Origin of the sequence: Aeromonas sp. QDB56 (assembly GCF_027705505.1) — a bacterium.
GTDB classification, from domain to species: Bacteria; Pseudomonadota; Gammaproteobacteria; order Enterobacterales; family Aeromonadaceae; genus Aeromonas; species Aeromonas caviae.
This window is the reverse complement of sequence record NZ_JAPDBZ010000003.1, coordinates 25,008-45,057: the sequence shown is the minus strand read 5'-3', so window position 1 is coordinate 45,057 and position 20,050 is coordinate 25,008. Positions and strand designations below refer to the sequence as shown.

The 20,050-nt window shown below is 64.1% G+C and carries 17 protein-coding genes; 7 read left to right on the top strand and 10 right to left on the bottom strand.

Annotated features, from left to right (window positions below; all coding sequences use genetic code 11):
- Window positions 1-418: 418 nt before the first annotated feature.
- Complete coding sequence (locus tag OKB81_RS00965) at window positions 419-1,357, bottom strand: ABC transporter substrate-binding protein (RefSeq protein ID WP_042879381.1); 939 nt, start codon at window positions 1,355-1,357, stop codon at window positions 419-421.
- Window positions 1,358-1,542: 185 nt separating this feature from the next.
- Here OKB81_RS00965 and OKB81_RS00960 point away from each other — a divergent pair, with 185 nt between their 5' ends.
- On the top strand, window positions 1,543-2,274 hold the full coding sequence (locus OKB81_RS00960) for a 4'-phosphopantetheinyl transferase family protein (RefSeq protein WP_160836934.1): 732 nt from the start codon (window positions 1,543-1,545) through the stop codon (window positions 2,272-2,274).
- A 90-nt stretch (window positions 2,275-2,364) separates the two neighbouring features.
- On the opposite strand, the gene OKB81_RS00955 is transcribed toward OKB81_RS00960, so the two are convergent.
- The 5 genes from OKB81_RS00955 to OKB81_RS00935 form a co-directional block, all read right to left on the bottom strand.
- Window positions 2,365-3,183, bottom strand: a complete 819-nt coding sequence (locus tag OKB81_RS00955; protein ID WP_039038896.1) for an amonabactin ABC transporter ATP-binding protein — start codon at window positions 3,181-3,183, stop codon at window positions 2,365-2,367.
- A gap of 43 nt (window positions 3,184-3,226) precedes the next feature.
- Complete coding sequence (locus OKB81_RS00950; RefSeq protein WP_160836930.1) at window positions 3,227-4,276, bottom strand: amonabactin ABC transporter permease subunit 1; 1,050 nt, start codon at window positions 4,274-4,276, stop codon at window positions 3,227-3,229.
- A gap of 12 nt (window positions 4,277-4,288) precedes the next feature.
- Complete coding sequence (locus tag OKB81_RS00945) at window positions 4,289-5,305, bottom strand: amonabactin ABC transporter permease subunit 2 (RefSeq protein ID WP_270674400.1); 1,017 nt, start codon at window positions 5,303-5,305, stop codon at window positions 4,289-4,291.
- A 78-nt stretch (window positions 5,306-5,383) separates the two neighbouring features.
- Window positions 5,384-7,357 (bottom strand): siderophore amonabactin TonB-dependent receptor, encoded by a 1,974-nt coding sequence (locus OKB81_RS00940; protein ID WP_270674398.1) that lies wholly within the window; start codon window positions 7,355-7,357, stop codon window positions 5,384-5,386.
- Window positions 7,358-7,417: 60 nt separating this feature from the next.
- A complete protein-coding gene (locus tag OKB81_RS00935; RefSeq protein ID WP_103259985.1) occupies window positions 7,418-8,653 on the bottom strand; it encodes an MFS transporter in 1,236 nt (411 codons plus the stop codon).
- Between the two features lie 215 nt (window positions 8,654-8,868).
- On the opposite strand from OKB81_RS00935, the gene OKB81_RS00930 reads away from it, so the two are divergent.
- Window positions 8,869-9,618, top strand: a complete 750-nt coding sequence (locus tag OKB81_RS00930) for a hypothetical protein (protein WP_103259986.1) — start codon at window positions 8,869-8,871, stop codon at window positions 9,616-9,618.
- A gap of 9 nt (window positions 9,619-9,627) precedes the next feature.
- Here OKB81_RS00930 and OKB81_RS00925 read toward each other — a convergent pair whose 3' ends face one another.
- The 3 genes from OKB81_RS00925 to OKB81_RS00915 form a co-directional block, all read right to left on the bottom strand.
- Window positions 9,628-10,089 (bottom strand): DUF2919 domain-containing protein, encoded by a 462-nt coding sequence (locus OKB81_RS00925; RefSeq protein ID WP_270674396.1) that lies wholly within the window; start codon window positions 10,087-10,089, stop codon window positions 9,628-9,630.
- Between the two features lie 144 nt (window positions 10,090-10,233).
- Window positions 10,234-11,181, bottom strand: coding sequence for a magnesium/cobalt transporter CorA (corA, locus tag OKB81_RS00920; RefSeq protein WP_270666112.1), 948 nt, complete (start codon window positions 11,179-11,181; stop codon window positions 10,234-10,236).
- Window positions 11,182-11,596: 415 nt separating this feature from the next.
- Window positions 11,597-13,240 carry an electron transfer flavoprotein-ubiquinone oxidoreductase gene (locus OKB81_RS00915; protein ID WP_042863730.1) on the bottom strand — a complete coding sequence of 548 codons (1,644 nt, stop codon included), beginning with the start codon at window positions 13,238-13,240 and terminating at the stop codon, window positions 11,597-11,599.
- A 126-nt stretch (window positions 13,241-13,366) separates the two neighbouring features.
- On the opposite strand from OKB81_RS00915, the gene OKB81_RS00910 reads away from it, so the two are divergent.
- The 5 genes from OKB81_RS00910 to aroG all read left to right on the top strand — a co-directional run bounded on the left by OKB81_RS00910 (window position 13,367) and on the right by aroG (window position 19,164).
- Window positions 13,367-14,116 (top strand): electron transfer flavoprotein subunit beta/FixA family protein, encoded by a 750-nt coding sequence (locus OKB81_RS00910; protein WP_270805093.1) that lies wholly within the window; start codon window positions 13,367-13,369, stop codon window positions 14,114-14,116.
- A 103-nt stretch (window positions 14,117-14,219) separates the two neighbouring features.
- Window positions 14,220-15,149, top strand: coding sequence for an electron transfer flavoprotein subunit alpha/FixB family protein (locus OKB81_RS00905; RefSeq protein WP_119197721.1), 930 nt, complete (start codon window positions 14,220-14,222; stop codon window positions 15,147-15,149).
- Between the two features lie 223 nt (window positions 15,150-15,372).
- On the top strand, window positions 15,373-16,461 hold the full coding sequence (gene serC / locus OKB81_RS00900; RefSeq protein ID WP_113724858.1) for a 3-phosphoserine/phosphohydroxythreonine transaminase: 1,089 nt from the start codon (window positions 15,373-15,375) through the stop codon (window positions 16,459-16,461).
- Window positions 16,462-16,631: 170 nt separating this feature from the next.
- Window positions 16,632-17,912, top strand: a complete 1,281-nt coding sequence (aroA, locus tag OKB81_RS00895; protein ID WP_049636217.1) for a 3-phosphoshikimate 1-carboxyvinyltransferase — start codon at window positions 16,632-16,634, stop codon at window positions 17,910-17,912.
- Window positions 17,913-18,108: 196 nt separating this feature from the next.
- Window positions 18,109-19,164, top strand: coding sequence for a 3-deoxy-7-phosphoheptulonate synthase AroG (gene aroG, locus OKB81_RS00890; protein ID WP_041212942.1), 1,056 nt, complete (start codon window positions 18,109-18,111; stop codon window positions 19,162-19,164).
- 86 nt (window positions 19,165-19,250) lie between these two features.
- Here the strand turns inward: aroG and OKB81_RS00885 are convergent, their stop codons facing one another.
- A complete protein-coding gene (locus OKB81_RS00885; protein ID WP_010674455.1) occupies window positions 19,251-19,973 on the bottom strand; it encodes a TerC family protein in 723 nt (240 codons plus the stop codon).
- Window positions 19,974-20,050 lie beyond the last annotated feature (77 nt).

The window sequence follows — 20,050 nt, the reverse complement described above, 5'->3', positions numbered from 1 at the left end:
AAGGGCTTGCAGGCTCGATGCCTCAATAACAGGGTGCTGGCACGGATCCTCTTGCTGGATGCCCTGCCAAAGACTGGCAGTGGCAAACTGGACAGAAAGGCGCTGCCATTGCCCGAGTAGTCGCCTTGCCGGATGGTAAGAGCGATGGATAAAAAAGAAGCCCGCATCATGCGCAATGCTGTTCAGATAAGCACATTTTTGACTAATTATTCATAAATGCGACTTGAGTTGGGGGAGCAAGGCTGTTTCCAGTCGATGTTCCTTCAGCCTTTATCCAGCGTGGCTTGCAATAGAAAGAGGGAGGCATCATGCCTCCCTCATTTTTTAGCCCTGATACTACGTGGACTGGAACTCAAATTCTCTTAAGTGAACAGCATTGCGCATCATGCGGGCTTCTTGTTGGCCGTAAACCGAGGGATTAGTGAGCGATGGGGGCGGCATCCGCCTTGGTGAGCAGGCGCTCGACGTCGTCGATCACCTTGAGGGCCGCCTGGGGGCCGCCGGTGGAGGTCCAGAGTGACCCGTCCACGGCGCCGAAGCGCTTGCCCTTGATGGCGCCGAGCTGCTGGAAGGCCGGGGTCTGCTCGGCCTGCTTCATGGCATCCACCGCATCCCCGCTGGTGCTGAGGGTGCCGATCACCAGCCAGTCACCGTCCAGCAGGTTGAGGGATTCGAGGCTCAGGGCCGGGGAGTGGGGGCTCTTGTCGCCAATCTGGTGGGAGGGGCGGGTGAGCCCCATCTCGGTGACCACGCTGCTGGCGAAGGTGCCGCCGTGCATGTAGCTCGGCCCCTTGGGGTTCCAGCGCACTATGCTCATCTGTTCCCCCTGATGCTGGGCGAGCTTGCTGCGGGCCTCTGCCAGGCGGGCCTCATACCGGGTGAGGAACGCCTTGGCCTCGGCCCCCCGGTTCATCGCGTCGGCACTGCGACCGAACACGGTTTTCCAGGGCTCGCCCCAGTTGCCGGTGACGACGGTGGGGGCGATCTCCTTGAGCAGGGCCAGGAGCTCGGGCTTGGTCTGGCCGGTGAGGATGAGGTCCGGCTCCAGATCGATGAGGGTCTCCAGATTGGGGTTGTCCAGATCCCCGACCACGGCGATCTCCTTGCCCGCCTTGTCCAGCAGATAGCGGGGCAGGGTGGACTGGCCGCGCCCATTGACGGTGCCCACCGGCTGCACCCCCAGAGTCAGGGCGCTGTCGAGATCGAGTTCGCTCAACACGACGACCCGCCGGGGCGCATCGGGGACGCTCTGGGGCTGGCCGTTGGCATCGATGACCTGGCGGCTGCCCGCCTGGGCCTGGAAGCCCGTCAGGCTGGCCAGCATGAGCAAGGTGGCCAGCGGGGAGAAGATCTTCATGGTGACATCCTTATGGGTGAAATCGGTGGGCCGGAGTCTGTGGAAAGTGCCTGAGAGCCGCCCGGCCAGCCCCGAATGGGCGGGGACATGCTACCACAAAGCAAGTGAGAAGCGTTGTCATTTGTATTTGTGGCATGACCTCGGCTTGCTTTGGTACCATCGCAGGCCCCTGTCAGGAGCCTTGCATGTTGCCTCGTTGTCCCTCACTCGATGGATCCTTTGTCCGTCAATTCGATGCCTTGTACCTGCCGGGCCTGGAGACGCTGTCTCTTCATCGGGTCAGTTTTGATCCCGCCGCCTTCTCGCCGGAGTGCTTTGGGGCCCAGGGCATCATCCTGCCTGCTTCATTGCAGGGGGCTGCCCCCAAGCGCCTCGGGGAGTTTCTGGCGGGGCGTCTCGCAGCCCGTGAGGCCCTGCGTCCCTTCGGTCTTGCAGGATGCAGCGTGGCCATCGGAGCGGCCCGGGAGCCACTCTGGCCTGAAGGGGTGGAGGGGAGCATCAGCCACAGCCGGCTGGCGGGAGAGGGGGTGGCCCTGTGTGCGGTGCGTCCGGGCCAGGAGGGAATCGGGCTGGATCTGGAGGCCTGGCTCGATGGCGACCAAGGGGCGAAGCTCTGGCCCGGCATCATGGATGGGGAGGAGTGGGGGCGGCTGGAGGCGGGGGTTCACGACGCCCAGCTGAGCCTGGCAGAGGGCGTGACCCTGGTGTTTTCCGCCAAGGAGAGCCTCTTCAAGGGGCTCTATCCCCGGGTGGGGCGCTACTTTGACTTTCTCGATGCCCGCTGGCTCGCCATGACGGCGCAGACTCTCACCCTGGAGCTCAAATGCCCGCTGACACCGACCCTGCCAGCCGGCTGGCGCTGCACCCTGCACTGGCAAGCCCTGCCGGGGGGCGTGCTCACCGTCTTGCTGCTGTGAGCACGATGCCAGCGCCCGGATAACGCCAACGCAAAGCCCAGAGAAAGAAACCGCCATCAGGCGGTTTCTTTCTCTGGCACAGGGTATGGCTCAGGCCGACACGCCATGGTCGGCGCGCAGGCGAGGCGCTTCGTCAGCGCGTCGGCGGGGCACGATGACAGGGGCCCCGTCGCCGGGGGCGTGCAGTATGTCCACATCGGTCTGGTAGAGGCGATCGATGAGGGGCTTGGTCACCACCTCCCGGGCCGGGCCCATGGCCTGGATGGCGCCATCCCCCAGGGCAATCAGCTCGTCGCAGTAGCGGGCGGCGGTGGCGAGATCGTGGATGACGATAAGCACCGTCTTGCCCTCGGCGGCGACCCGATGGATGGCTTCCATCACCTCGGTCTGGTGGCCGATGTCCAGCGCGCTGGTGGGCTCGTCCAGCAAGATGATGTCCGCATCCTGTGCCAGCACCATGGCGAGCCACACCCGCTGGGCCTGGCCGCCGGACAGCGAACTGGCGCTCTGGTGCCAGATGGCATCAAGCTGCATCCGCTCCCGGGCCCAGTCCACCATGCGGGCATCTTCCTCGCTCCACTGATTGAACCAGCCCTGATGGGGATGGCGGCCATATTGCACCAGCTGCTCCACCAGGATACCGGGGGGGACCAGGGGGCGTTGGGGCAGATAGGCGAGTTCCCGAGCCAGGGCTTTGGCGCCATAGGCACCGAGTGGCTTCTCCTTGAGCAGGATCTCCCCGGACCGGGGCTGCTCCTGTCCCGCAAGGAGCTTGAGCAGCGTGGATTTGCCGCCGCCGTTGGGGCCGACGATCCCCACCAGCTTGCCCCGGGGGAGGGAGAAGGAGATCTCCTTGAAGATGGTCTTTTGCGGGTAGCCGAACTGGAGTCGGTTCACGGTGAGCGTCATCGGGCGGCCCTCGGTCTGTATTGAAAATGGATGAATGCCATGGTCAGTCGGCCTTCTGGCGATCTTTGAGCAGGATGAAGAGCAGCAGCAGGCCGCCGAGAATGCGGGTCATGATGCCGGTGGCCACCTCGTGGGGGCTGGCCAGCACCCGCACCAGGGTGTCGCTTGCGAGCAGCATCAGGGCGCCGCACAGGGCGGCAATCCAGAGCGGCACGATGCGATCCCGGCTGAGCCAGGAGGCAAGGATGGGGGCCGCCATGGCAATGAAGACCACGGGGCCGCCGATGGCGGTGCCAAGGGCTGCGACGATGATGGCCTGGGCCAGCACCCCGAGCTGGACCCGGTTCACGTTGACCCCGAGGGTGCTGGCCGTCACCGGTCCCAGGCGCAGCACGCCGAGGGAGCGGGAGAGACAGACGGTCCAGGGACAGATGAGCAGGAGCAGCAGGCTCACCGGTAGCAGGGTGCCATAGCCCTGACCGACGAAGTTGCCCATGTTCCACAGATAAAGGCTGGTGAGGTGCACCAGGGACTGGGTGGACATGACGAACTGGCCGAGGGCGTTCATCAGCTCGGAGACCCCGATGCCGATCACCACGAACAGGTAGCCCTGCTCCCCGGGCTTGTTGCACAGGGCATAGAGCACGGCGGCGGCAAACAGGGCGCCGAACGGCGCGGCCCACCAGGGCCAGGTGCCCAGCGTCAGATAGAGGGAGAAGATGATGATGGCAAGGGATGCCCCCTCGTTGACCCCTATCATGTCCGGGGTGGCGAGGCGGTTTCGCACCAGGGTCTGCACCAGGCAGCCCGAGAGTCCCATGGCGGCGCCGGCCACCAGCACCGCCAACAGGCGCGGCAGTCGGATCTTGAAGACGGTTACCTGATCGAGTCGGCTTCCCTCCCCGAGCAGGGTCTGGATCACCCCCATCATGGTGATCTTGCCGGAACCCAGGGTGAGGGCCAGCAGGGAGAGCAGGGTGAGGGCGAGCAGGAGCCCCAGGGTGATGAGCCAGGCGCGGCGGTGCAGCAACAGGGTGTGGCTGCCAAGGCGAAGGCAGAGGGTGCCGCTCGGGAGTGAGAGAGAGTTCTTCATGGGCGTGGCACCTTATTTGACGGCCAGCAGGGAGCGGAAGCCGCCGCTGCGCACCACCAGGATGAGCACGGGCGCCCCGATGAGCGCCAGAATGACGCCGTTGGGCAGCTCGTAGGGCTGGATTAGCCAGCGGGCCAGCACATCGGCTCCGAGCAGAAAGAGCACCCCGAACAGGGCGGAGAAGCGCACCTGGATGGCGAGGCGAACCGGCTCCACCAGGCGGGCGCAGTAGGCGGCGAGGAAGCCGACAAAGCCGATGGGACCAGCGATGGCGATGGCGCAGGCGGTGAAGAGCGTTGCGGCCAGGAGCACGCCGATCCGCACCCGGGTGGGGCGGATGCCGAGGGCCCTGGACTGGTTATCCCCCATCTGCATCAGGGTGAGAGGGCGACAGAGCGCCAGTGTCAGCAGCAGGGCGGCCAGGGCGAAGGGGACCACGGTGAGTACCGCTTCCAGACTGGAGGCGGCAAGGGACCCTAAGTTCCAGAAGCGGAACTGCTCCAGCACCACCCGGTTGGAGAGCAGCAGGAAGTTGGAAAGACCGCCGAAGGTGGCGGAGAGGGCGACCCCTACCAGGATGAGCTTGAGGGGGTTGGAGCGCCCCACCATGAGGCCGAGGCCCAGCACGATGAGGTTGCCGAGCAGGGCCCCCATGCCGGACCAGAGCAGATACCCGTAGGCGGATTCGACGCCAAACCAGGTGAGGCCGATCACCAGAGCAAAGACGGCGCCGGCATTGACCCCGAGCAGGCCGGGTTCGGCCAGAGGGTTGCGGGTGGCACTTTGCAGCATGGAGGCCGCCAGGGAGAGTGATGCCCCCACCACCAGGGCTGCCAGGGTACGGGGCAGGCGCAGGGTATGGACTATCATGGCGAGCTTTTCATCGGCCACGAAGGCGGGATCGCCCATCAGGAAACCAGCGACCTCGCGGCCACCATAGACACCGGCCCCGGTGGCCAGTGACAGACAAATCAGCAGGAAGAGGAGCAGCACGCCGAGCCAGAACAGCCGAGCTTGGTATCTGAGCACTCAATGACTCCTTGAATTCGGGGAGGCAGAAACGCAAAAAGGGAGCCCCGCGACCGGGGCTCCCGCAGACAGGATGGATTACAGCTTGTAATCGACCCCTGCGTAGACGGTGCGACCTTCCAGGATGAAGTCGGCGTCGGTCGCCACCTCGTCACGCTGGGTGTTGGTGAGGTTGGTGATGCCGAGCTTGAAGTCCAGGGCCGGCGTGACGGTCCACTTGGTGTTCACGTCCAGGGTCTGGTAGTGCTTGGAGGTGAATGCCTGGGCGTTGCGGGCCGGCACCTTGATCAGCTGGCTGCCGACATACTGCCAGGCCAGGTTGGCGCTGACCACGTCGCTCGCCTTCCAGTCCAGGCCGATGTTGCCGGTGTGATCCGGGGTCTTGGCCAGATCGTCACCCGTGCTCTTGTCTTCGGAGTCCAGAAGGGTCAGGTTGCCGGTCAGCTGCACGTTGTCCAGCACGTCGAACCAGCCGGTCAGCTCCAGCCCCTTGATGCGGGCCTTCTTGACGTTGAGGTAGGTCATGACGGTCGGACGGTAGCCCGGGCCCCACTGATCGCTCTGGATCAGATCCTCGATCTCGTTGTGGAAGCCGGTCACCCCTGCGCCGAAGCGATCGGCGTTGTAGGCGGTGCCAAGCTCGTAGCTGACGGAGGTTTCCGGCTTCAGATCCGGGTTGCCTATCACCTTGCAGGCGCCGCGGCAGGCGGTGGTGGCGAACCCTTCGCTGGACTGGGCCAGGGTCGGGGCCTTGAACGCCTTGCCGGCGCCCCCCTTGATCACCCACTCGTCACTCAGGGAGTAGAGGGCGTAGGCACGGGGGCTGAACTCGTTGCCATAGGTCTCGTGGTGATCCAGACGGCCGGAGAGCGTCAGGGCCAGATCCCCAAAGCCGAACTCGTCTTGCAGGTAGAGGGCGCTCTGGCTCGCATCCACGCTGCCGTTCTGGATGCTGCGGCTGTGCTCCAGCTCGGTCTTGCGGAACTCTGCACCCGAGGTCAGCAGGTGATCCCCGAGGTAGCCGCTCAACTGGCCATCCACCGTGTTGTTGGTCTGGGTGATGTCGGCGGCGCCACCGTTGAGCTGGGAGTCATCCATCAGATCGGTCTGCTCGAAGTAGTAACGAGCGCGGCTGTCGAAGTGTTCCCAATGGCCGTTGTGGGTCAGCCCCAGGCTCAGGCGATCGAGTTTCTGCACGTTGTGGGGGGTAGCCGGTGCGGTCGGGGCACGGGGCACGTTGTTGAAGTAGCTGTCCATGTCGTTCTGGTTGTAACCCAGATCGAAGTCGATGTCCTGGTTGTCGGCCACCAGCCACTTCAGGCTGGAGAGCACGTTGACCACTTCCCGTTTCTCCAGGGCGTCGGCATCCGGGTTGTTGGACTGCTCGCTCTTCCAGCGATCCCGCTGATAGCCTTCCACCACCACGCTGCCCAGCAGCTTGTTGTCGATCAGGGCGCCGGAGACGAAGGCGCTACCCTGGTTGGCATCCCCGCCATCCCCCTTGGTGGGCATGGTGTGGGTGTAGCCGACGGCCGCTTCGGTGTTCTCCTTGGCCTGGCGCAGGATCACGTTGACCACGCCGCCGAGGGCATCGGCCCCGTACAGGGAGGAGACGGGACCGCGGATCACCTCGATGCGCTCGATGGCGGCCATGGGGATGGAGCTTAAGTCGAAGTCGTTGCCAAAGGAGCTGCCCAGGGTCTCGCGGGCGTTGACCCGCTTGCCGTTGACCAGCAGCAGGGTGTAGTCACCGCCCATGCCGCGGATCTTGATCTCGTTGCGACCCGTGGGGTTGGTGCCGATGATGTTGACACCGGGCACGTGCTTGAGGGCATCGCCGATGTTGTTGACGTTCATCTTGTCCAGATCGGCGCGGGTGACCACGGAGACGCTGGCCGGGGCGGTCAGCTCGGTGTGCTTGGTCTGGGTGGCGGTGACCACCACCGTCTCGTTGGCCTTGACGGACTCGGCCTGGGCCAGGCCCGGTGCGGCCAGCAGACCAAGGGAGAGCAGAATGGGGTTCAGTTTAAAGAGGCCGTGCTGCAACTGCATTGTCAAAAACTCCATGGATATAACTGAGGTTATGGGGTCCGGATTCTTCTGATCCGGTGCTCACTGACTTCCTTGTCTGGCGGTGCCAGAGGCAGGATTATTGTTATCTCTTGTGCTCTTCAGGCCCCGGATGAGGAACCAGACACCGGCGCAGGCCACCAGGGTGCACGCAATGTTGATCCAGGCCAGGGTGGGGAAACCGTGCAGGGCGCCCCCCTCGTCGGAGACCAGATATCTGGCGGAGAACAGGCTGCCTAGGCCCGCCGCCACATTGGTGACCGAGCCCTGGAAAGACATGAAGGCGGCGCGCTGATGGGGGGCCGGAATGGCCGCCGTGACCGCGAGGGTGGTGCTGGCACGGGCGGAGCTCAGGGCCATGAAGAGGGTGAACAGCAGATAGAGAGGCAGGCCTGCCGGCAAGGCAAAGCCCACCAGGGTGATCAGGGCCAGGGCCAGGCTGGTGAGCAGGATGGCGCCCTGGGCGCGGCCCTGATCGATCCAGCCGCCGCACAGGCGCATGGTGGCCATGCTGGCAAGGCCGCCGCACAGATAGAGGCTGGCGATCTGCTCGCGCGGGAAACCCAGGTTGAACTGGAAGTAGTTGGCAAAGTGCGGAATGAGCAGGAAGTGGCCGAACATCTGCAGGCAGAGGATGAAGAGGGCTCCCTGGCAGAGCGGTGACCCCAGCAACTGGCGCATCCCCTGGCCTGCCGGGGCCCGGTTGACCGGCAGGGACGGCAGCCAGATGGCACACAGCAGGGCCAGCAGCAGGCCGCCAGCACCAAACAAGAGGAAGGGGCTCTGCCAGCCAGACCACTGGGCCAGCACGAGGGCCGCGGGCACGATCAGAATGGCGGCCAGGGAAAACGCCATGCCCACGTAGGCGAGACGGCGGCCCCGCTCGGCGGGCGGTACCAGATCCAGCACCGCCGCCATCAGGATGGCCCCAAGGGGGCCGGCGACGCAGCCGGATAGGATAAAGAGCAGCAGCAGGGTCTGGCTATCCTCGGCCAGGGCGCAAGCCATCAAGAGCAGGAAGCGCAGGACCAGCAGTACCAGCAGGGCGGGTTTGCGGTTGACCCGATCGAGCCAGGGGGCGGCCAGGAGGCCCAGCAGGGCGGCTCCCAGGGTGGCGCCGCCGCTGAAGTAACCTGTCTGCTCCGGCAGCATCCCCAGGCGGGTTACCAGTTCCGGGCCAAGGGGCATCACCATCATCATGCAGCCCATGGAGAGCATGTTGATGAGCAGCGCAAGGTGGATGGCGGCAGGGGTGGATGCGACGGATTCTGGCTTCATCAGAGGCTGACTCGAAAAAATGAGTCCGAATTGTATCCGAGGGTTTTTGTTGTGACAACAAATGATAACCATTTTTATTTGTATTTATTGGTATCTTAACGAGTCTTTATCAGGTGCCTCTGTGTGGGGTTGCATACTAGGCCCGTTGCAATCGGGGCGCCATGGACCATGATGGCAGGAAGCGAGAGGGTGGCGGTGAACGCCGGGAGGAGAAGATGCGCGCTGGATCAGGGTATTGGGGGCTGGGGTGCTGCCTGTTGCTGGCATTGCCCCTGAGGGCCGAAGTGAAGGTCATACCGGTATTCGAGGCGGATGCCGCGGTGCAGACGCTCAAGGAGATCTACCCGGATCTCGGGGTGAGCGCCATGGGCAACCAGCTGGTACTGAGCGGAACCCCCGCCCAGTTGCAGGAGGCCGAGCGTACCCTGGCGCAAGTGAACCAGCCGCCCCAAAGCCTGCTCATCGAGTGGCGGGTGGATGGCGCCTCCAGCCGTCAGCAGGCCGGAGTGGGGCTGGGCCTGGATGCCAAACGGCAGTGGCTGCTGGAGGGGGATGCCCGGCACTATGAACGCAGCCAGAGTGACAACTGGCAGGTGCGTGGCCTCTCCGGACGGCCCGTGTTGTTGCAGATGGGGTCCTATCAGCCGGTCACCTTTTACCAGTGGCAGGGGGGAAGGGTGGTGGGCATGATGCCGCTGATGAACGGTCTCTACGCCACCGCGACCCTGATAGGGGACAGGGTGCAGGTGGCCCTCAGCAGTGAACAGGCAAGAGTGGAGCGAGGCAACATACACACCGGCCAGAGTGCCACCGAGGTGAGCGGCGCCCCGGGCCAGTGGCTGACGGTGGGGGAGCTTTCCACAACCCAAGGCAGCCGGGAGGCCGCGATCGCCAATCCATCAGGCATGGGCGGGGCCAGCGGCAGCGAACGCCAGACTCTGCAGATCCGGGTCACGCGCCAGTGAACCAGCCTGTCAGTGGGGCTGATCCAGAGCATAATCCCGCAACTGGCGGCTTCTCAGCAGATACCAGAGCGCCCAGAGGCTGGCGATGAGCACCAGGGCGGTGGGCCAGTTGAACGACCACTGCTGCAGATTGAGGCTGTGCAGTTGCATCAGCAGGCCACTGACGGCAGAGCAGAGCAGCAGCAAGGGACTGTGGCGTCTGAGCCAGGCTCTGGCACTGTGGGTCTGGCGATGGGTGCCGCCGCAGGCGAGCAGCGCCAGCATGGCGGGCACGTCCGTCAGCAGGCTGATATAGAGGGTGAGCTTGTCCGGGTAGAAGAGGGTCAGGGTGGCGCTGCCACTCTCCCGGGTGACCCCCGCCATCAGAAACAGCCAGACCGAGCGGGTCAGCAAGAGGGCGATGGGCCAGAACCAGAGCGGGGGGCGCAACTGGCCGTGATCGTCGTAACGGTGTTCGGGGTAGAGGGTCATGGTGGCCCGGTATCCATTCATGCAGTGCGAGTGATGAAGGGGATATGGGGCACAGGGCAGGCCATTACAAGGCCGGCAACGGCCGGGAATTAATCGGGGGGTCATGCCCCCCAATCCGCAGTCTTTAGTTGCCGGGTTCCGGCGTCACAGCCAGCCTTTTCGCTTGAAGAAGAGACCGGTGCCCAGCGATGACATCACCATCAGCACCAGGGAGAGGGGATAGCCGTATTCCCAGGCGAGCTCCGGCATGCGGCCAAAGTTCATGCCGTAGATGCTGGCGATAAGGGTCGGCGGCAGGAAGATGACCGCGGCTACCGAGAAGATCTTGATCACCTTGTTCTGCTCCAGATTGGTCACCCCCATGGAGGCCTCCAGCTGGAAGTTGATCTTGTCGAACAGGAACTGGGTATGGGGCAGCAGGGATTCCACGTCGTGCAGCATCTCGTCGATCCACTTGTTCTGCTCCCCCGTCATGCGCTGGCGCAGGCTGCGTTTGAGAAAGCGCAGGGCGCGGCGGGTATCGTGCAGGGAGAGACGGATCTGGCCGTTGGCCTCTTCCTGGGCCATCAGCTCCTTGAGCATGGGGTTGATCTGGTCCGGCTCGAAGATCTGATCGGCGGTGTTCTCCAGGGTCTTGTACCCATCCTCGATCAGGTCTGAGAGGTACTCCACCTTGAGGTTCTGCACCTCCAGCAGGATGTCGAGGGCATCTTCGACCTCCAGTCTGTCCTGACGCATGTAGTGGCGCAGCAAACGCACCAGGCCGATGTCATCCTCGCGAATGCTGATCAGCAGGTTGTTGCGCAGGGTAAAAGAGACGTGCACACCCTTGGTGTCGCGACCGATGCGCTGGGGAAACAGGGAGTGGATGTGCAGACCGTCGGTGTCCCAGTAGAAGCGGGCGGATGCCTCGATGTCATCGAGCTCCTCCTTGTCCGGCACCTCCTCCAGGAACAGGCCCGTCAACCATTCTCGCTCCGCAGTGTCCGGCCTGTAGGCATCCAGCCAGACGGTGTTGTCGGGAACGATGTCATCCGGCCCGAGCGTGACTATGTCCAGCACCTTGTTGTTGAGAATGTAGGCGGTGATCATCTGTCCCCCCTTAAGAAGTCATGGGTAATCAGGGATGGTTGCACAGGTTCATGCGGCCTTAGATCGCACGGAAAGCGATCCCATGAAATAGCATAACGAGGCCGATGGACAACCTGAATGCGGCGAACTATACAGGGGCGGGACCCGCTTGTCAGGGCCTATTCATCAGGGGTTCAGCCTGTTCGCTCAAAAAATCGGCGAGGTCGGATCAGCCGTGGCGACCCCGATGCGGGCGATCCCGGCGTCGCCTTCTTTGTTCGCCCTGGTGTGGGGGAGGGCCCGGGCTCACCGGCGGGAATGGCGGGTTGCTGGTCGCCCTGCGACAGCCCCCGGCCAAGCGCAGGAAACGGTCTCCGGGCGGTGTTCCGGGGCTGCGTCTCCTTGTTATCTGCTCTGGTGTGCGTGGGCAAGCCTGTTACAGATTGGGATAGTTGGGGCCCGAGCCGCCCTGGGGCGGCGTCCAGACGATATTCTGGCTGGGATCCTTGATGTCGCAGGTTTTGCAGTGAATGCAGTTGGCGGCGTTGATCTGCAGCCTTGGCCGGGTATCCCCATCAAGGATCTCGAACACCCCCGCCGGGCAGTAGCGCTGGGCGGGTTCGGCCCAGGTGGGCAGGTTGACCTCGACCGGAATGCGCGCGTCCTGAAGGGTCAGGTGACAGGGTTGATCCTCGTCGTGGCTGGTGCTGGCCAGATAGACGGAAGAGAGCTTGTCGAAGCTGAGCTTGCCGTCGGGTTTGGGGTAGTCGATGGGCTGGCAACGGCTGGCCAGGCGCAGCTGGCGGTAATCCGGCTCCTTGTCCAGCAGAGTAAAAGGAGAGGTCAAGGCAAAGAGTCGCTGCTCCAGCCAGTTGAAGGCGCCGCCGAGCCAGGGGCCGAAGCGGTGCAGGGCGGCCCCGACGTTGCGGGCCCTCTTCAGTTCCCGGGTCAGCCAGCTTTGCAGCAGCGCGTCCTGAAACTCGGCCAGATCCCGTCCCCCTTCATCCCCTCCTCGCAGTGCCATGGCGACCGTCGCGGCCGCCACCATGCCGGACTTCATGGCAGTGTGGATCCCCTTGATGCGGGAGAAGTCCAGGGTGCCCGCGTCACAACCGATGAGCAGACCGCCGGGAAAGTGCATGCGCGGCAATGAGTGCCAGCCCCCCTTGGTGATGGCCCGCGCGCCGTAGCTGATGCGCTCGCCCCCCTGCAACGTTGCCGCGATGAGGGGGTGGTGCTTGAGACGCTGGAATTCGTCAAAGGGGCTGAGCCAGGGATTCTGGTAGTTGAGATCGACGATAAGGCCGACCGCCACCTGATCCTGGGCCAGATGATAGAGATAGAAGCCCCCCTGACTCTTGTTGCCCTTTCCCTCCCCAAGGGGCCAGCCGCTGCCATGGAGCACCCGCCCAGGATGGGATTGTCCCGCTGGCACCTGCCACACCTCCTTGAAGCCGATGGCGTAATGCTGCGGCTGGGCGGTATTTTCCAGATGGAATCGGGCGATCAGCTGTTTGCCGAGGTGGCCGCGCGCCCCTTCGGCAAACAGGGTATAGCGCCCATACAGGGCCATGCCGGGCACGTGATCCGGCTTGGGGTTGCCCTCCTTGTCGAGACCAAGATCACCGGTCACCACCCCGCGCACCCGGCCCTCCTCCACGATGAGGGTGCTGGCAGCAAAGCCCGGGTAGATCTCGACACCGAGGGCCTCGGCCTGCTTGCCGAGCCAGCGGCAGAGGGTGCCGAGGCTGATGATGTGGCTGCCGTCGTTGTGCATGCGGGGTGGCACCGCCCAGTGGGGCAGCTGCAGGGAGCGGCTGTCGCTTTGCAGCAGATGGACCTGATCATCCGTCACCGGCACGCCGAGGGGGGCCTCCTGCCAGCTCTCTGGCAGCAGCTCCCTGAGGGCGACGGGATCGAGCAGGGCGCCGGAGATCAGGTGGGCGCCGATCTCGGCCCCCTTCTCCAGCAGGCAGACCGAGAGGGCCGGGGCCTGCTGCTTCAATGCGATGGCGGCGCTCAGGCCTGCCGGGCCGCCACCCACGATGACGACATCAAATTCCATTGCTTCGCGTTCCATCTTGCCTCTGTGCTCGACTTGGCCTAGGGTAGTGCTGGTAGTTTACGTAAACGTAAACCACTTTGTCGGCAGAAAAGTGAGTGACGACAAGGTGGACCCACACAACAGGTATGAGGGATGACCGCCATGAAGCTGCTGGTCGCAGTCAAACGGGTCGTTGATTACAACGTCAGGATCCGGGTCAAGGGGGATGGCTCCGATGTGGAGCTCGCCAATGTGAAGATGGGCATCAACCCGTTTTGTGAAATCGCGGTGGAGGAGGGGGTCAGGCTGCGGGAAGCCGGCGTGGCATCCGAGCTGGTGGTGGTGACCTTCGGCCCCGAGGCGGCGGCCGAGCAGTTGCGCCATGCCCTGGCGCTGGGGGCGGATCGGGCGCTGCACTATGTTACCGACGAGACCCTGACTCCGCTCACCGTGGCCCGGGCCCTGCAAACGGTGTGCGGGCAGGAGCAGCCCGATCTGGTGCTGCTCGGCAAACAGTCCATCGATTCCGACAACAACCAGGTGGGGCAGATGCTCGCCGCCCTCAATGACTGGCCGCTTGCCACCTTCGCCTCCGCCATCAGGCTGGTGGAGGGGGAATTGCAGGTGACCCGCGAGATAGACGGTGGCCTCGAGACCCTCGGCATGGCGCTGCCCGCCGTGATGACCGTGGACTTGCGCCTCAACGAGCCGCGCTTCGCCTCCCTCCCCAACATCATGAAGGCCAAGCGCAAGCCGCTGGAGAGCCAGCCGTTCGCCGCCCTCGGGGTGGTGCCGGCCGACCAGACACGGCAGCTCGGGGTGATGGCGCCGCCGGTGCGCAGCGCCGGCATCAGGGTGGGCTCGGTGGACGAGCTGCTGGACAAGCTCAAGCACGAAGCCCAGGTGCTCTGATGGGCAGGGGCATGAGAGGGATGCCTCCCGCAGGCGTGAGCGCCATGCATGGGGCAGCGGCCCCGGGGAGCAAGGGATCAATGGATGACATGAAGGTGTTGCCATGAGCGTACTTGTGATTGCGGAACATCATCAGGGGCGGATCGCCGACAACCTGGCCCAGCTGGTCACGGCGGCGGGGCGCCTGGGGGGCGAGGTGCACCTCTTGCTGCTGGGGCAGGGGCTGACGGAGGCGGGGAAGCAGGCCGCCGCCCTCACGGGGGTAAACCGGGTGCTGCTGGCAGAACATCCCATGCTGGCGGAGGGGCTCAACGACGGGGTCGACAGACTGCTCGCCGAGGTGGCCAGGGACTACCAGCACTGCCTGATGGCGGCCAGCAGCCAGGGCAAGGATCTGCTGCCGCGAGTGGCGGCCAGGCTCGGGGTGGAGATGATCGCCGAGGTGACCGGCATCGAGGGGCCCGACACTTTCCTGCGTCCCATCTATGCGGGCAACGCCATCGCCCGGGTGGCGAGCAGCGCCCCCGTCAAGGTGCTCACCGTGCGGCCTACCGCGTTCGCCAAGGCCGGGTCCGGGGAGGAGCGTGCCGTGATGGAATCGCTGCCGGTGGCCGAGGTGCGCTGCCGTACCCGGCTCATCGAGCGGCGTGCGGTGCGCTCCGCCAGACCCGAGCTCGGGGCGGCCCGGGTGGTGGTCTCCGGCGGGCGGGCACTCGGCTCGAAAGAGCACTTTGCCCTCATCGACGCCCTGGCGGACAAGCTGGGGGCTGCCGTCGGGGCATCGCGGGCCGCCGTGGATGCGGGTTATGTCTCCAACGACCTGCAGGTGGGGCAGACCGGCAAGGTGGTGGCCCCCGAGCTCTACATCGCGGTGGGCATCTCGGGGGCCATCCAGCATCTGGCGGGGATGAAGGAGTCCAAGGTGATCGTCGCCATCAACAAGGACGCGGAGGCCCCCATCTTCCAGGTGGCGGACTACGGTCTGGTGGGGGATCTCTTCACCCTGCTGCCGGAGCTCACCGCCAAGCTGTAAATTTGCCACAAAGGGGCGAACAAAGCCGTCCGTGCTGTCTCGCCCCCGTTTCCATGCATATTCTCTGCAAGCCCTGGCCCGTTCAGGGCTTTTGTCTGATGGGTGCCCGGTGGCGCCGGGGCAAAAGGTTGCGCTGGATCCCAAAAAGCCTTTGCCCCCACGGGGGCTGTCGTGTAAAAACGTTCGAGTCACCGATCACACACATCCATTCACGGAAAGCGTCATGAGCAAACAGATTTACAACTTCTGCGCCGGCCCTGCCATGTTGCCGGTTGAAGTCATGGAGCGCGCCCAGCGCGAATTTTGTAATTTCCAGGGGCTGGGAGCCTCGGTCATGGAGCTTTCCCATCGCGGCAAGCCCTATATGGCGGTCGCCGAGAAGGCCGAAGCGGACCTGCGCGACCTGCTGGCGGTGCCGGACAACTACAAGGTGCTCTTCATGCACGGCGGTGGCCGCGGCCAGTTCTCCGCCGTGCCCATGAACCTGCTGGGTGGCGCCAACAAGAAGGCGGATTACCTGGTGACCGGCGTCTGGGCCCAGAGCGCCGTGGATGAAGCCCAGAAATACGGTGACATCCAGACCTTCCAGGGGGTGGCCAAGAACGAGCAGGGGGTCTCCCACCTGCTGCCGACGCCGGCGTTTCGCGCCGATGCCGCCTATGTGCACTACTGCCCGAACGAAACCATCGATGGCATCGAGATGTTCGACATCCCGGCCACCGGCGATGTGCCCCTGGTGGCGGATCTCTCCTCCACCATCCTCTCCCGTCCCCTCGACGTGAGCCGCTTCGGCATCCTCTACGCCGGTGCCCAGAAGAACATCGGCCCCTCTGGTCTGGCCATCGCCATCGTGCGCGACGACCTGCTGAACCAGGCCCGCGCCGATGTGCCGTCTATCTTCGACTACCAGCTCACCGCCAAGAACGACTCCATGTTCAACACGCCCCCCACCTACGCCTGGTATCTGGCCGGTCTGGTGTTCGAGTGGCTCAAGGAGCAGGGTGGCCTGGCGGCGATGGAAGCACGCAACAAGGAGAAGGCCGACTTCCTCTACGGCTACCTCGATCAGTCGAACTTCTATGGCAACAAGGTGGATGTGGCCTGCCGCTCCCGCATGAACGTGCCCTTCCAGCTGAAGAACGAGGCCCTGGACAAGCTGTTCCTGGCGGAGTCGGAAGCGGCCGGTCTGCTGGCCCTCAAGGGACACCGCATCGTCGGTGGCATGCGCGCCAGCCTCTACAACGCCATGCCCCTGGAAGGGGTCAAGGCCCTGGTCAGCTTTATGGATGACTTTGCCAAACGCCACGGTTGAGGCGTGTCTCCCCATTGCCAGACGCCGGGGACTCCCCGGCGTCTGTTTTTCAGACCCATCCTGACCCAGGCCGCCCTCTCCCGCGGTCGTGCCACTGTCGAACTTGCCGCGGGGGACGCGGGCTGTTAACGTCCGGTCAGGTGATTTAATTGAGATCGAACAGGAAGTCTATGAATTCGTTGCGTTTGGAACCCATTTCTAGCGTGGCCGGGGTGGTCAATCTGCCCGGCTCCAAGAGTGTCTCTAACCGGGCCCTGCTGCTGGCGGCCCTGGCCCGGGGCACCACCCGGCTGACCAACCTGCTCGACAGCGATGACATCCGCCACATGCTGGCGGCGCTGACCCAGCTCGGCGTCAAGTACAAGCTCTCCGCCGACAAGACCGAGTGCACCGTGCACGGTCTGGGTCGCAGCTTCGCGGTCTCGGCACCGGTCAACCTGTTCCTCGGCAATGCCGGTACTGCCATGCGCCCCCTGTGCGCCGCCCTGTGCCTGGGCTCCGGCGAGTACACCCTGGGCGGCGAGCCGCGCATGGAAGAGCGCCCCATCGGCCACCTGGTGGATGCCCTGCGCGAAGCGGGTGCCCACATCCAGTACCTGAAGAAAGATGGCTATCCGCCTCTGGTGGTGGATGCCAAGGGGCTCTGGGGTGGCGATGTCCACATCGACGGCTCCGTCTCCAGCCAGTTCCTGACGGCGTTTTTGATGGCGGCCCCCATGGCGGCCGGCGACACCCGCATCCACATCAAGGGGGAGCTGGTCTCCAAGCCCTACATCGACATCACCCTGCACATCATGAAGCAGTTCGGGGTGGTCATCGAGCACGACGACTACAAGGTGTTCTACATCAAGGGCAACCAGACCTATGTCAGCCCGGGGGACTTCCTGGTGGAAGGGGATGCCTCCAGCGCCTCCTACTTCCTCGCGGCGGGCGCCATCAAGGGCAAGGTGCGGGTTACCGGCATCGGCAAGCACAGCATCCAGGGGGACATCCACTTCGCCGACGTACTGGAGAAGATGGGGGCCCGCATCACCTGGGGCGATGACTTCATCGAGGCCGAGCAGGGGCCGTTGCACGGCATCGACATGGACATGAACCACATCCCGGATGCGGCCATGACCATCGCCACCACGGCGCTGTTTGCTGAGGGCACCACCACTATCCGCAACATCTACAACTGGCGGGTGAAGGAGACCGACCGCCTGCACGCCATGGCGACCGAGCTGCGCAAGCTGGGCGTGGAAGTGGAGGAGGGGCACGACTTCATCACCGTGATCCCGCCCGCACAGCTCAAACACGCGGCCATCGACACCTACAACGATCACCGCATCGCCATGTGCTTCTCCCTGGTGGCACTCTCCGATACGCCGGTCACCATCAATGATCCGGGTTGCACCTCCAAGACCTTCCCGGACTACTTCGACAAGCTGGCCAGCGTCAGTCAGGCCTGAGCCCTTTCGGCCCGCTTCGTGCGGGCCTTTTCATCTCTGCCCCCGCTTTTTTCATGCCTCCTAGCAGCATTATGCAAACTTGCAAGGTGCGATAATAAAATTCCTTGTCGAAGAATGTAATTTTCTATTTACACCGACCCGGCACAGGGCTAGATTGAGATCTCTTTATCGCAGTCATCTAGCAGGAAACTTGGTCATGCAGCATCAAACCGACGACGTTCGTATCAGTGAAATCAAAGAGTTATTGCCCCCGGTTGCGGTGCTTGAGAAGTTTCCGGCGACCGACACCGCCTCGGCCACCGTGTTTGAATCCCGTCAGGCCATCCACAACATCCTGGCCGGCGACGATGATCGCCTGCTGGTGGTGATCGGCCCCTGCTCCATCCACGATCCGGTCGCCGCCCTGGAATACGGCAAACGCCTCAAGGTGCTGCGCGACGAGCTGAAAGATCAGCTGGAGATCGTGATGCGGGTCTACTTCGAAAAACCCCGTACCACAGTGGGCTGGAAGGGGCTGATCAACGATCCCTACCTCGACAACAGCTGCCAGATCAATGACGGCCTGCGCCTGGGTCGCAAGCTCTTGCTGGATCTCAACGACATGGGGCTGCCGACCGCCTCCGAGTTCCTCGACATGATCACCCCGCAATACGTGGCGGATCTGATGAGCTGGGGTGCCATCGGTGCCCGTACCACCGAATCCCAGGTACACCGCGAGCTGGCCTCCGGTCTCTCCTGCCCGGTGGGCTTCAAGAACGGCACCGACGGCACCATCAAGGTGGCCATCGACGCCATCGGCGCCGCCAGCGCCCCGCATCACTTCCTGTCGGTGACCAAGTACGGCCACTCCGCCATCGTCTCGACCGCTGGCAACCCGGACTGTCACATCATCCTGCGCGGTGGCCGCGAGCCCAACTACAGCGCCCGTCACGTGGATGAGGTGGTGAGTGGTCTGGACAAGGCGGGTCTGCCCCAGAAAGTGATGATCGACTTCAGCCACGCCAACAGCAGCAAGCAGTTCAAGAACCAGATGCTGGTGGCCGAGGACGTGGCCGGTCAGCTGCGTGCCGGCAGCAAGGCGGTGTTCGGCGTCATGGTGGAGAGTCACCTGGTGGAAGGGCGTCAGGATCTGGTGGACGGGTGCGAGCTCACCTTCGGCCAGAGCATCACCGACGCCTGCATCGGCTGGGCCGATACCGAGGTGCTGCTGCGCAACCTGGCGGACGCCGTGGCCGCTCGCAACGCCCTCTGAGCCCAAGGCGCCCCGTTGGCGGGGCAATAAAAAAGCGCGACCCTGCGTCGCGCTTTTTGTTTGGCCATCTCTCGGCAGGTCGCGGTTTACTTGGCCCGCTCCTGGTGGCCGCGCAGGCGGATGTTGATCATCTCCACCACCAGCGAGAAGGCCATGGCGAAGTAGATGTAACCCTTGGGAATGTGCAGATCCAGCCCTTCGGCCATCAGCGCCACCCCGACCAGGATAAGGAAGGAGAGGGCCAGCATCTTGATGGTGGGGTGGGTATCGACGAAGTCGCCGATGGCCTTGGCGGCAAACATCATGACGCCGACGGCGATGATGATGGCCAGCACCATGACAGGGACATGATCCGCCATGCCCACGGCGGTGATGACGGAGTCCAGGCTGAAGATGATGTCGAGGATGGCGATCTGCACCAGGGTGGACAGGAAGCCCGCGGTCTTGCTCACCACACCCGCCTCTTCGGCGGCCCCTTCCAGGCTCTGGTGGATCTCGTGGGTGCTCTTGGCGATGAGGAACAGACCCCCCACCAGCAGGATGAGATCCCGTCCCGAGATGGCTTCCCCCAGCACGGTGAAGAGGGGCTCGGTGAGGCGCATCACCCAGGCCAGGGAGAGCAGCAGCAGGATGCGGGTGCCCATGGCGAGCCCCAGCCCCAGGATGCGCGCTTTCTGGCGCTGGGCTTCCGGCAGGCGACCCACCAGGATGGAGATGAAAATGATGTTGTCGATGCCGAGCACGATCTCGAGCAGGGTCAGGGTGGCGAGCGCGACCCAGGCGGAGGGGTCAGCAATCCATTCCAGCATGATTGAACCTTGGTTGAACAGTGATTGAGGTAGAAGCCGCGCATTTTAGCAGGGGGTCATGGCTTGTCCCAGTGGCG